Raw genomic sequence first — 13423 nt, forward strand, 5'->3', positions numbered from 1 at the left:
GTGCGTTATCTCAGCGCAAGCGACGCGGTCCTAGATCCACCGCACTCGGCTCCGGCCCGATTCGCACCCTCGCATCAGTGATCTCCGCTCCGACCGCCGACGCCAGGACCGGTTCGCAGGCCATTTCCCGGACCTCCGGAATGTCGTCAGCCAGCGTCGAAATCCGCTGAACCAAATCGACCAGTGCAGCCTTGTTGACCGGGACGGCGTTTCGGTATCCGGAGAGCAGCGGCGCTGCCTTGGGCGCATCGATCAGTTCGGTCGCAGCGTCCTCGGTGAGCGGTAGGACGCGATAGGCCCGGTCGCCGAGCAGATCCGAGATGACTCCGGCCAAACCGAACGAGATCAGCGAACCGAACGACGGGTCGTCCTGCACAGCCACCACACACCCGATTCCCTTCGGCGCCATCTTCTGCACATGGAGGAGCGGCTCGCCCGACGCCGCAGCCAGATCGCTGTACGCCAGTCGAACCGAATCCGGACCCACCAGGTCCAGACGGACCCCGCCGAGATCGGGGCGGTGCCGCCACAGTTCACCGGTGGCCTTCACCACGACGGGATAGCCCAACGCGTCGGCTGCCTCGACGGCTTCGTCCTCGCTCAGTACCGAACGGAATTCGACGACGTCGACCCCGTAGCAGGCAAGGAGCGCTGCCGCTTCCACGTCGGAAAGCCAACGGCCGGGCGAATTTTCGAGCCAATCCGCAACCATGGCGCGAGCACGCTCCGAGTCGATTCCCGCCGGCCGAACCACCTTCGACGCAGGCTTGCTTCGCCATTCCGCGTAGCGCCAGGCCCGCGCCAATGCCAGTGCGGCGCGTTCGGGCCCCGGATAGGAAGGTACCGATCCGCGGGTGGGGTTGCCGGCGTCGTCGCGGATCGTCAGCACTTCCGGCACACCCTCCGCAGCGAGGAAGGTGGTGAGAATCGGCTTGTCCGATCCGGCGACGGCGTCCTTGAGGGCCTTGGCAAACGGCTCGACCGGGATGGCGACGGGCGGAACGAAGACGGCAATAACCGCGTCGACGTCGAAGGAGCCGAGGGCGTCACGGACCGCGGACGCGAAGAGTTCCGGACTGGCCTGTGCACCGAGATCGATCGGATCGCTGACTTGAAGGCCCTCACTGCGAGCGGCGTCGGCCGCGAGTACACCGAGGGCTGTGGAATTTCCGATGACTGCCAAACGCGGACCGGCAGGCAGCGGTTGATACCCGAACAGCAGTGCGCAGTCGAAGAGTTGAGAGATCGATCCGACCTGGATGACGCCGGCCTGCTCGAACAGCGCACGGACTACAGAATCGTCGATCTCCACACCGGTTGCCGCCAGGACCGGCGGGACGGCGTGGCGGCCACTCTTGACGGCCACGATCGGCTTCTTTCGCGCCACCCGCCGAGCGATGCGGGAGAACTTCCGTGGGTTACCGAAGCTCTCCAAGTACAGGAGCACTACTTCGGTGGTTTGATCGGAATCCCAGTACTGCAGAAGGTCGTTGCCGGATACGTCGGCGCGGTTTCCAGCAGAGACGAAGGCGGACAATCCGATTCGACTGCGAGCAGCCTCGTCGAGGATGGCAATTCCGAGTGCGCCCGACTGACAGAAGAATCCGACGTTGCCCGCTGCGGGCAGGACCGGTGCGAGCGTCGCGTTCAATGAAATCGACGGATCGTTGTTTGCAACACCCAGCGCATTCGGGCCGATAAGTCGCATACCGTGCGCCCGGGCAGCGTGGACAAGTTTACGTTCGGATGCCCGACCGTCCGGGCCGCTGTCACTGAATCCGGAGGACACCACGACAAGCGCTTTGACGCCCTTGTCCAGGCAGTCGTCGAGGACCGAGTTGATGGATTCGGCGGGAACCGCGACCACGGCCAGATCAACATCGTCCGGAATCTCGCGAACGGTCTTGTAGGCGCGAACTCCGTGGACGGAACGATGTTCGGCGTTGACCGGGTAGACCGGCCCCGTGAAACCGCCGCGCAACAAGTTCGTCAGAACCGCATTGCCGACCTTCGCCGGATCGGCGGACGCACCGATCACCGCAACCGATCGAGGGCGCAGAACGTTGCCCATACTTCGGGCTTCTGCCGCGCGTTCACGCGAATTACGTACGGAAACCAGAGCTTCCGTCGGGTCGATCGCAAACTCCAGACGCAGCACTCCCCCGTCGAATGATCGACTGACCTGATACCCGGCCTCCCGGAACACCGTCACCATGTTGCGGTTCTCCGAGAGCACCTCGGCCACGAACATCGTCAGACCGTTCTCCGCTGCAGCAGCAGCCAGGTATTCGAGCAGAATCGGCCCGAGGCCGCGGCCCTGATGGGCGTCGGCAACGACGAACGCGACTTCCGCCGACTTGCCGTCACCGACGTCGAGCAGTCGCTCGTATCGGCCGACAGCGATGATCTCGTCACCGAGCATCATCACAAACGCCACTCGATTGTGATGATCGACCGTCGTGAAGTTCTTGACGTCCTTCTGGGACATCGTGGGATACGGGCCGAAGTACCGCAGGTAACGGGTTCGCTCGGACAGCTTGCCGTGAAATTCCACCAACTTGTCCGCGTCCTCGGGGACGATCGGACGCAGTGCTACTGCGCCACCGTCGGAGGCAAGGACGTCGACAACCCAACTGTGCGGATAGTCGTGCGCGGCATCAGGCGCCGGGGCCACGGTTGGTGGTGTCGGTTCGGACACTGTCGGTTCGGTATCGGACTGTTCAGTCACGGGGATCCTCCGGGTCGAGTCCGAGAAGCGGGAACGAAGCGCGTCGCGTGGCGATGATGGCGGAATCGATGCGGGTGAGCGCTCGGTCCACGGAAGCAATTCCGGTTTCGGGGGTACCACCGGGGCCGTCCCACTTGGCGTAGTTCACATCGCCGCCGTCACCCATCGTCAACGGTAGATCCACACCGGGTGCGAGCGCTCCGGTCGTTTCTTTCCATCCGTCCGGAACTGCTGTATTCACATCGATCTCACGGTCGAGAGCCGCCGCAATGAGATGTGTCCACGCACGCGGTACAACCCGCACCAGTCCGTACCCCCCGCCTCCGACAGCCAGCCAACGCCCTTCGGAGTAGCGATCCGCAAGGTCACGCATCGCCAGGAACGCCGCTCGCTGACCGTCGACCGTCAAGGCCAGATCGGCGAGAGGATCCTCTCTATGCGAATCCACACCGCATTGACTGATGATGATCTGCGGGCGAAACGCCGCGATCGCGCCCGGAACGACAGCATGAAATGCCCTCAGCCACAACGCGTCGACGGTTCCCGGTAATACCGGAATATTGACGGCTGTTCCTTCTGCCGCACCGTCTCCGACTTCACTGGACCAGCCCGTGTTGGGCCACAGTGTTGCCGGATGCTGATGCAGCGAGACCGTCAGAACTCTGGGGTCACCCAGGAACGCATGTTGCACGCCGTCACCGTGATGGGCGTCGACGTCTATGTAAGCGATGCGGTCGTATCCGTTGTCGAGGAGCCAGGAGATCGCAACTGCCGCGTCGTTGTACACACAGAAACCGGAAGCCCAGTCGGCCATCGCATGATGCATGCCGCCGCCGATACTGACGGCTCGTCGCGTGCGACCCGACGCGATTTCTTTTGCCGCAGCGAGAGATCCACCGGCGAGAATCGCACTCGCCTCGTGCATCTGCGGGAACACCGGATTGTCCTCGGTTCCGAGGCCGTGGGGAACATCTGCGCCCGTGACACCGTTGGACGCAGAATGGCCTGCTTGTTTCACCGCCGCAAGGTAAGCGGGAGTATGAATCCGCAGGAGGTCGACATCGGTAGCCGGAGTGGGCTCGAGGAACTCGATTCCCTCGAGCAATCCGAGCCCTCGCGAGAGTTCCATCGTGAGGTCGAGGCGCGTCGGGTTCATCGGGTGATCGTTACTCCACCGATAACTCAGGTACTCCGGACTCCACACCACAACTCGATTTGTTCGAGGCGGCGCAGGGTCCCCGTCAGATCTGATCGAGGCGGTCATGCGATCACGCTACTTGCTGTTCGATTCGTGCCATGCACCACACCATTGCACTCTCCCGGCCAGGCAATCGCGCCGATAAACGTGAATACGGACAATGCCCTGGACTCGCCGCTGCGCGAGCGGCACAAGATCAGTGAACTGAACGGTAGAATGACTTCCGACGAAGGGGTTGAGTGTGAAGGATCTAGTCGACACCACGGAGATGTATCTCCGGACGATCTACGACTTGGAAGAAGAGGGCGTTGTCCCACTCCGGGCGCGGATCGCCGAACGGCTCGAACAGAGCGGACCCACCGTCAGCCAAACCGTTGCTCGCATGGAGCGCGACGGCTTGCTGACTGTTGCCGGCGATCGACACTTGGAGCTCACCGACAAGGGCCGCGACCTTGCGGTATCGGTCATGCGTAAGCATCGATTGGCAGAGCGCCTGCTGGTGGATGTGATCGGGCTGAAGTGGGAAGACGTGCACGCAGAGGCTTGCCGCTGGGAGCACGTCATGAGCGAGGAAGTCGAGCGGCGACTTGTTGTCGTTCTGAACAACCCGACCACCTCGCCGTACGGTAACCCGATCCCCGGGCTCGATCAGTTGGGTTTGGCCGGAGTAACCAGCACGCCCGAGACGCTGATGCGCCTCACCGACGTTCCGCCGGGCAAGCCGACGGCAGTCGTTGTGCGCAGGCTCGCCGAGCACGTGCAGTCGGATCCCGAACTCATTGCGCAGTTGCGTGAAGCCGGCGTCGTTCCTGACGCCAGAGTCACCGTCGAAACACGGCCCGGCTCCGTCACCATCACGGTGCCCGGCCACAGCGGGTTCGAATTGTCCGAAGAAATGGCACACGCCGTACAGGTAAAGCAGGTCTGAAGGTCTTCATGAAACTCTTGGTCACCGGCGGTGCCGGCTATGTCGGAAGTGTCTGCAGCACAGTTCTGCTCGAACGTGGACATGAGGTTGTCATCATCGATGATCTCTCCACCGGAAATGCCGATGCTGTTCCCGCCGGTGCCGAGTTCATCGAAGGCGACGTCGCAAAGCTCGCGTCAGAGGTCCTCGGAAATTCCGCCGAGTTCGACGGTGTGCTGCATTTCGCGGCACAGTCCCTTGTCGGCGAATCGGTACTGCATCCCGAAAAGTACTGGCAGGGAAACGTAGTCACCACCCTTGCTCTTCTGGAGGCAATTCGTCTCTCGGGTACACCGCGCTTGGTGTTCTCTTCTACGGCAGCGACGTACGGTGAGCCGGAGCAGTCGCCCATCGTGGAGACCGCCCCGACCCGCCCGACCAATCCGTACGGGGCATCCAAACTCGCGATCGATCACGCGATCACGTCGTACTCGATCGCGCACGGACTCGCGGCGACCAGCCTGCGATACTTCAATGTCGCGGGCGCGTACAAGTCCGCCGGCGAAAATCGGGTTATCGAAACACATTTGATTCCCCTCGTCCTCCAGGTTGCACTCGGCCAACGAGACAAGATCTCGGTGTTCGGCACCGATTGGCCGACTCCCGACGGCACCGCGGTTCGCGATTACATTCACGTTCTCGACCTGGCCGAAGCACATCTGCTCGCACTGGAATCGGCCACGCCCGCGGAGCACCGCATCTACAACCTCGGCAGCGGTACGGGGTTCAGCGTCCGTGAAGTCATTGCATCCTGCGCCCGTGTAACCGGCCTACCGATCAACGTCGAGGACGCACCCCGACGCCTGGGTGATCCTGCAGTTCTCATCGCGTCCAGCGACAAGGCAATCGCTGAGTTGGGATGGACGCCAACGCGTACCGACCTCGACGTGATCGTGGCCGACGCATGGCAGTTCCTTCAAGACTTGGGCGCTGCTTCACACGCAGCTCGTTAGTTCGTCCGCCGCATTTCGGGCATTCGAGTGACACCCAATTCCCCGGCGAGAGTGAGGCCGACGGTCGCGAGTTCGCGGATTCCGTCCGGCCTGATGCCGGCTTGTAACGACTTGTCGAGCAAGCCGGCAAGAGTGTGTTCGGGATCCGCTTCCAGCGCGTAGGCCAGCGCAACGCCGGCCAGGGGTCCGTCTCCACGGGCATAGGCAAAGAATCCCAAAAGTGATGCCGCCCAAGCGCATTCCGGAACTGGAAGCTCATGTGTGAGCATGGACCACAACGCTTCCGCAGCACTTGCGCACTCTGTTGCAGCGAGCCCCATGATTGCGTCGCGTACGCGCACGTCCGACAACATGAGCGCCAACTGTGCGCACTCGTAGGTGTCGGGGTACATCCCGCACTCGACACTCTCGACGTAAATCAGAACGGTCTCAACCTCCCGTCGAACCTGGGCGAAGGGATCGTTCGAACAGTGGGCCGCGCACCGCGCTGACGCTACGGATGCTCGTTCCACGTCGATCGACGATCCGATCGACGTGTGGTTGGGCGATTCACCGCGCACCGCGAGCACCAACTCTTCTCTCGACCCCCTGATGACGCGGCCGCCGAACACCTGCGCCGCAGCCACCGACGACGCCGCCGGATCAGGCAATCTCCCGTAGCGGTCCGGCGCGAACACGCTCATCCATTCGCGGCCGGGTGCGATCTCGGCAGTACAGAGAACATCGATGAGGTCGATTCCCTCGCCGACGAGCATGTCGTTGAATTCACCTGCGATGTCGAATAATTCACCGAGAGGATGATCTCCGACCATCACGAGGATCACGGCAACCGTTCCTTCCACCGCGCAGACTCGGACGAACTGTGCGAGGGCCGCATGCATCGCGGGCGCAAGTTCGGAACCGATGTTCGGAAAGTAGTCATGCCTCATGATCGGGCCAAGCGTTTTCGGGGTGGTGTCCATCAAGCACATCGCGACTATCGAATCGACCGGGCGAAATCCCAACAGCGCCGGAATTGCGGCAATCAATTCGCCGGGATCCGAAAGGTGTTCGGACAGAGGCAGCGCCGAGGTGCTCTCGTCATGGTCGGAGGATTCGAATTCGCGGGAAAACGGTGATGTTGTCATGCCACAAACCATGACAAGTACCACCGAAGTCTCCCACTGATCGACCTGGCAAAACGTCGACAGAAATGACATCTGTGGATTACGCGGAAGGCTGGGGATGAATCGAGCTTTCACCTTGCGCGACGCCACTACCTGTCGGTGGGCCCTGCATCATTCTCAGCTGCCCGCGCGAACCTTCTGAACGGCTGCGGTAAATGCTTGGTCGAGTTCAGCTGTGGCAGCGTTACCCGCTCCGTTTGCCGCCCCGAATGTCATGAGGGTGGCGGAAATTCGCACGTCGCCTACCTGGGCAAGCAGGGTCAACATGGACTGGTCACCGGCGGCCGAGGACGGCGCCGTGACTGTCCGTCTCAGCGATAAAGTCTGGTCCGCAGCGATCGGCGACGGCGGAAGAATGACTGTGGTGACCGTCGTGATAACGCCATTGGCAGTCACGGTCATCGACGTGCAATCTTCGGTCTGCGCCTCCAACTCGGCGAGGCTGCTGTCAATCCGCGTCAGTTCCACGGAAATCGTTGATCTCGTCGAGTTGTCGGTCCCGACGGCCATGACGGTGCCCTCGGGTCCGTAATCCTGTTTCGGCGGAGCGCAATCGACCGGATCGACTGCGGCGCCGCGCGGAACGCCGACGAGGTCAGGTGCCGCCATCGGCACAGCCTGCGCGGGAAGCACAACCGCGTCGAAAGGCTTGGGAAACTCTGCCGGAGTCAATAGCAGATCGGAAAGCTTCGCAGCCGGCTCCGGTGAACGGGTAACAGATGTCGCATCGACCGCACTCGGCGACGCCACTGCCGGATCCGCGACGGCCGCTCCTGGCACCGGCTGCGCACAGCCTGCCAGCAGGCCGACGGCGGCGATCGCTGCGGCGACACCACAGACCTGTGTTCGCAACATTCCTCGGCCGTTCTGCATGTGCGCCTCCATTCGGCTGCAGCCGAACCGAAATCCACGGCGGCAGTGCCTCACTGTCACTCTGCCATGTCCGACTCCCGGATCGTGGAACTGCCGTCACGGCGGCCGACGGTGTCGAAACCGGACCGCCCGCGAAGAAACCCCCCTAAACCAATATTCGCTCGCGGCGAACACACCAGTGCACGATTTCGGGAATGCCCGAGCACAGCGGGCGTGTTCCATAAGAGGAACCTCGACCGAAGAGTGACTCCACTGCCAATCAGCCGTCGCTGATAGTGGACACTGGAATGAAGCACTGCGAAAGAAGGGGACTGCGATGGACGACCAGTCGAAAATGTACGAGCTGGAATTCCCGGCACCCCAATTGTCTGCTGCCGACGGCCAGGGACCGGTCCTCATTCACGGACTTGAGGGATACTCCGATGCAGGTCACGCGGTAAAGCTTGCAACGACGCACCTGCGCGAGAGCCTCGAAACCGAACTTGTCGCATCGTTTGCTGTGGACGAGTTGATCGATTACCGCTCGCGTCGGCCATTGATGACATTCAAGGCCGATCACTTCTCGGACTACGCCGAGCCCACGCTCAACTTGTACGCACTGCGCGATACCGTCGGAACTCCGTTCCTGCTGCTCGCCGGTATGGAACCAGACCTGAAGTGGGAACGGTTCACCACCGCGGTTCGATTGCTCGCAGAACAACTGGGCGTTCGTCAGACCATCGGTTTGAACGCAATCCCCATGGCAATTCCGCACACCCGCCCCTTGGGCTTGACTGCGCATTCCACGAACAAGGAACTGATCGGCGACCATCAGCGCTGGTCGGGTGAATTACAGGTGCCTGGTAGCGCGTCGTCGCTGCTCGAATTCAGGATGGCTCAGCACGGGCACGAAGCCGTAGGCTTCTCGGTCCATGTTCCGCATTACCTCGCGCAGACCGACTACCCCGGCGCAGCCGAGACTCTGCTCGAAAATGTTGCCACGGTATCCGGGCTCGAATTCCCGTTGGCCGCCCTGGGCGAAGCCTCGGCGCGAGTCCGGGAACAGGTTAACGAGCACATTGCTGCGAATGAAGAAGTTCAGATGGTTGTCCAGGCACTGGAACGGCAATACGACACTTTTGTCACAGCCCAGGAACAACAGGCGTCCCTGTTGGCCGGAGAGGCCGATCTCCCCAGTGGAGACGAGATTGGGGCCGAATTCGAGCGCTTCCTGGCCGAACAGGCCGGCAGCGGAGAGTTCGATGCTCCCGGAGATGGCGACACCGACCAGAACTGACGAACGGGGTTGCGGAATGTGCACATTGTGCGCATTCCGCAACCCTGCCGTTATCTGAAATGTTGTCCTCGACACTTTCGTCGGATAGCCTCAAATTCAGCGTAGCTTTTGTTGACGGCTCAACGAATCGGAGCGCATCAGTCAGCCGAGGTCACGCCATGATCCTGGAGGCGACATGAGCAGACCCCGAACGCGACAGCTCCGTCCGGTACCCGACGAGGAACCGCGGATGATGTTTCGGACAATTCACGGTTACCGTCGAGCGTTTCGAATCGCCGGCGAGGGTCCCGCAGTTCTCCTGCTCCACGGAATCGGCGACAACTCCTCCACGTGGACCGAAATAATCCCCCACCTCGCCAAGAACTACACCGTGATTGCGCCTGACCTTCTCGGTCACGGCCGTTCCGACAAACCGCGTGCCGACTATTCGGTGGCCGCCTACGCCAACGGCATGCGCGATCTGTTGTCGACGTTGGGCATCGAACATGTCTCGGTGATCGGGCATTCACTCGGTGGTGGCGTCGCGATGCAGTTCGCCTATCAGTTCCCGAACATGGTCGATCGTCTGGTACTGGTCTCTGCGGGCGGCATCACCAAGGACGTGCATCCGATTCTGCGACTCATGTCGGTGCCGGTGGTCAACGAAGTTCTCAAACTCCTTCGCCTACCCGGGGCCATGCCATTGGTACGACTCGCCGGAACCTTTGCCGGTGCGGTCCACGGATCAAACCTTCGTCCGGGAACCATGCTCCACGACACTCCCGATCTGATCCGGGTGCTCGCCGAATTGCCCGATCCCACCGCCTACGAGGCATACCTCCGCACTTTGCGCGCCGTGGTCGATTGGCGAGGTCAAGTGGTCACCATGCTCGATCGGTGTTATCTGACGGAGAATCTCCCGGTTCAGCTGATCTGGGGAGACGACGATTCCGTGATCCCCGTTTCTCACGCTCATCTTGCGCACGCTGCAATGCCCAATTCTCGCCTCGAAATCTTCCGCGGATCGGGTCACTTCCCGTTCCGTGACGACCCCATCCGTTTCCTGCATGTCGTCGAAGACTTCCTCTCGACCACTGTTCCGTTGACCTTCGACGAAGCACGGTGGCGGCACATGCTGATTGCCGGAGTCGGCGAAAACATGATCACCGGTTCGTCGTCGACGCGGATGGCGGTGCTCGACGCGATGGGTTCCGACGAGCGCAGCGCAACCTGATCACCGACAACGGCTAGCCTGTACGAGTGCTGCTGACGGAACTGCTCCCCGACAACGCGGATCCCGATTCCGTTTTCGACGCCTTCGCCTCTTGGACCGTGGAGCGAGGATTGACGCTCTATCCTGCTCAGGAAGAGGCCGTCATGGAACTGGTCTCGGGCGCCAACGTCATTCTGGCGACTCCGACTGGTTCGGGTAAGTCCATGGTGGCGATCGGTGCGCATTTCTACGCGATGTCTCGCGGTAAACGCACGTACTACACGGCTCCCATCAAGGCTTTGGTGAGCGAGAAGTTCTTTGCCCTCTGCGAGGTGTTCGGAGCCGAGAACGTCGGCATGATGACGGGCGATGCCGCAGTCAACTCGTCGGCACCCATCATCTGCGCCACCGCAGAGATCGTCGCGAACCTGGCTCTGCGCGAAGGCGCGAACTCGGACATCGGCCAGGTCGTGATGGACGAGTTCCACTTCTACTCCGAACCCGATCGCGGCTGGGCGTGGCAGGTCCCGTTGATCGAACTTCCGCACGCCCAGTTCTTGTTGATGTCCGCCACACTCGGCGAGGTCGATTTCTTCGCCGAGGACCTCACGCGGCGTACCGGCAATCCCACCACCGTGGTGTCCGGCACCGAACGCCCTGTCCCCCTCATGTTTTCGTATGCAACGACGCCGGTCGGTGAAACTATCGAAGATCTGGTCACCACCAACCAGGCGCCCGTCTACATCGTGCATTTCACGCAGGCCGCAGCGTTGGAACGCGCCCAAGCACTCACGAGCGTCAACTTCTGCTCCAAGACCGAGAAGGAAGCAATCGCCGAGGCGCTCGGCGGATTCCGCTTCACTACCGGGTTCGGCAAGACCCTCTCTCGCCTCGTTCGCCACGGCATCGGGGTTCACCATGCCGGCATGCTCCCCAAGTACCGCCGCCTTATCGAAGTCCTGGCTCAGGACGGCCTTCTCAAGGTCATCTGCGGCACCGATACTCTCGGTGTGGGCATCAACGTCCCGATCCGCACAGTGTTGCTCACAGGCCTGGCCAAGTACGACGGCGTCCGCACCCGTCACTTGAAGGCACGCGAGTTTCATCAGATCGCGGGGCGTGCGGGCCGCGCCGGCTACGACACGATGGGTACCGTCGTCGTTCAGGCACCGGAACATGAGGTGGACAACCTGCGGGCCGTCGCCAAGGCTGGTGACGATCCTAAGAAGATCAAGAAGATTCAACGCAAGAAGGCACCCGAAGGCTTTGTGTCCTGGAGCGAAGCGACCTTCGACCGCTTGGTCACCGCTTCACCCGAACCGCTGGTGTCACGGTTCTCGGTCAGCAACTCCATGTTGCTCAATGTCATTGCACGGCCGGGTAATTGCTTCGAGGCGATGCGGCATCTGTTGGAAGACAACCATGAATCGCGGCCGGCTCAGCGTAAGCACATCCTCAAGACGATCTCCCTGTACCGCGGGTTGCTCAGCGCCGGCATCGTGGAACGCCTCGACGAACCCGACGAGTACGGCCGCATGGCACGCTTGACCATGGATTTGCAGCGCGATTTTGCGTTGAACCAGCCGCTCTCACCCTTCGCATTGGCCGCGTTCGAACTCCTCGACGTCGAATCCGATACTTACGCACTCGATGTCGTGTCCATCATCGAGTCGACGCTCGACGATCCCCGTCAGGTGTTGATGGGTCAGCAGCACTTTGCCCGCGGCGAAGCTGTGGCTCAAATGAAGGCCGACGGCATCGAATACGAGGAGCGCATGGAACTCCTCGAAGAAGTAACCTGGCCGAAACCGTTGTCGGAGTTACTGTTCCCCGCCTTCGAGATGTACCGCGGAGGCCATCCGTGGATCACCGAGTTTGCACTCTCCCCCAAGTCCGTCGTGCGCGACATGATCGAGCGCGCCATGACATTTGCCGAATTGATCAGCCACTACGGACTCACCCGCTCCGAGGGACTCGTCCTGCGCTACCTCGCGGACGCCTACCGCGCACTGCGCCAGACAGTTCCCACCGAAGCTCGTACCGAAGAAATCGAAGACATCATCGAATGGCTGGGCGAATTGATCCGTCAGGTCGACTCGAGCCTGCTCGACGAGTGGGAATCGCTCACCGATCCCGGAGCTGAGATCGACGCCGAACAGGTCGCCTTCGGCGCCGACATTCCCCGGCCGATCTCCGCGAACCCACGGGCATTCCGGGTAATGGTGCGCAACGCGATGTTCCGTCGTATCGACCTCGCATCACGTCGACGCTGGCACGAACTCGAAAACCTCGAGGACGGTATCGACGCCGCGGAGTGGGAAGAGCAACTGCTCCCCTACTTCGAGGAGTATCACTCCATCGGAACCGGGCCGTCGGCACGTGGGCCGGCCCTGTTCCAGGTAGTCGAGGAAGACGAGTTCTGGCGCGTGCGTCAGGTCCTCGAGGATCCCGAGGGCGATCACGGTTGGGCACTGCTCGGCGTCGTGGACATCCCGGAATCCGACGCATTGGGCGAAATCGTATTCGACGAACTCAGCGTCGTAGAAGGCTGAGAAACAAGGATGGTGCGCACCGAATCGATGCGCACCATCCTTTTCTTTACATTGACGAGCTAGCCGCGACGAGCCTTGCGCGGCTGATTGCGGCGCGATGCACGCTTTTCCTTGATGCGGACGTTCTCCGCGCGCACGTCGGCTTGGAGCTTGCGCTCCTTCTGTAGCCACTCGGGCTTTTCTTCCAGCAGGGCAGCGACCTGATCCGTGGTGAGCGCCTCTTCGACGCCTCCGCGCGCCAAACCGGCGATGGAGATGCCCAGCTTGGCTGCGATGACCTGCTTGGGATGCGGGCCGGTGCTGCGCAGCTCGAGCAGCCACTCCGGAGCTTCGGTCTGCAGCGCCGTCAGTTCTTCACGGGTCACGTCGCCTTCCTGGAACTCTTTCGGTGTTGCTTCCAGGTACACACCCAGCTTCTTGGCAGCCGTCGTCGGCTTCATCGTCTGGGGCGTTTTGTTCGACGTCATGCAACAAGAGTAGCCAGCCGTCGCGAAGTGTTTTACCAAGGCGGTAACCTT

General features: G+C 61.6%; 10 protein-coding genes. 5 read left to right on the plus strand and 5 right to left on the minus strand.

Going from position 1 to position 13423, the window contains the following annotated elements:
* Window positions 1-10: 10 nt before the first annotated feature.
* Both MTX36_RS04370 and MTX36_RS04375 read right to left on the minus strand, forming a co-directional pair.
* Complete coding sequence (locus tag MTX36_RS04370; RefSeq protein ID WP_243618647.1) at window positions 11-2674, minus strand: bifunctional GNAT family N-acetyltransferase/acetate--CoA ligase family protein; 2664 nt, start codon at window positions 2672-2674, stop codon at window positions 11-13.
* A 46-nt stretch (window positions 2675-2720) separates the two neighbouring features.
* Window positions 2721-3992, minus strand: coding sequence for an acetoin utilization protein AcuC (locus MTX36_RS04375; RefSeq protein ID WP_243618507.1), 1272 nt, complete (start codon window positions 3990-3992; stop codon window positions 2721-2723).
* A gap of 175 nt (window positions 3993-4167) precedes the next feature.
* On the opposite strand from MTX36_RS04375, the gene MTX36_RS04380 reads away from it, so the two are divergent.
* Window positions 4168-4854 (plus strand): metal-dependent transcriptional regulator, encoded by a 687-nt coding sequence (locus MTX36_RS04380; RefSeq protein WP_243618508.1) that lies wholly within the window; start codon window positions 4168-4170, stop codon window positions 4852-4854.
* A gap of 8 nt (window positions 4855-4862) precedes the next feature.
* On the plus strand, window positions 4863-5846 hold the full coding sequence (galE, locus tag MTX36_RS04385; protein WP_243618509.1) for a UDP-glucose 4-epimerase GalE: 984 nt from the start codon (window positions 4863-4865) through the stop codon (window positions 5844-5846).
* Here the strand turns inward: galE and MTX36_RS04390 are convergent.
* Entirely contained in the window at window positions 5843-6973 is a 1131-nt protein-coding gene (locus tag MTX36_RS04390) for a DUF4192 domain-containing protein (protein WP_243618510.1), read from the minus strand. The genes galE and MTX36_RS04390 overlap by 4 nt on opposite strands.
* 156 nt (window positions 6974-7129) lie before the next feature.
* On the minus strand, window positions 7130-7885 hold the full coding sequence (locus MTX36_RS04395; RefSeq protein WP_243618511.1) for a sensor domain-containing protein: 756 nt from the start codon (window positions 7883-7885) through the stop codon (window positions 7130-7132).
* A gap of 316 nt (window positions 7886-8201) precedes the next feature.
* Here MTX36_RS04395 and MTX36_RS04400 point away from each other — a divergent pair, with 316 nt between their 5' ends.
* The 3 genes from MTX36_RS04400 (at window position 8202) to MTX36_RS04410 (ending at window position 12905) form a co-directional block, all read left to right on the plus strand.
* Window positions 8202-9161, plus strand: coding sequence for a proteasome assembly chaperone family protein (locus tag MTX36_RS04400; protein ID WP_243618512.1), 960 nt, complete (start codon window positions 8202-8204; stop codon window positions 9159-9161).
* A gap of 175 nt (window positions 9162-9336) precedes the next feature.
* Complete coding sequence (locus MTX36_RS04405; RefSeq protein ID WP_243618513.1) at window positions 9337-10374, plus strand: alpha/beta fold hydrolase; 1038 nt, start codon at window positions 9337-9339, stop codon at window positions 10372-10374.
* A gap of 26 nt (window positions 10375-10400) precedes the next feature.
* Window positions 10401-12905 carry an RNA helicase gene (locus MTX36_RS04410; RefSeq protein WP_094272552.1) on the plus strand — a complete coding sequence of 835 codons (2505 nt, stop codon included), beginning with the start codon at window positions 10401-10403 and terminating at the stop codon, window positions 12903-12905.
* A gap of 59 nt (window positions 12906-12964) precedes the next feature.
* On the opposite strand, the gene MTX36_RS04415 is transcribed toward MTX36_RS04410, so the two are convergent.
* Window positions 12965-13372, minus strand: coding sequence for a DUF5997 family protein (locus MTX36_RS04415; protein ID WP_094272551.1), 408 nt, complete (start codon window positions 13370-13372; stop codon window positions 12965-12967).
* Window positions 13373-13423 lie beyond the last annotated feature (51 nt).

The sequence above is a fragment of the Rhodococcus sp. ARC_M6 genome, assembly GCF_022810305.1.
Taxonomy (GTDB): domain Bacteria; phylum Actinomycetota; class Actinomycetes; order Mycobacteriales; family Mycobacteriaceae; genus Rhodococcus_F.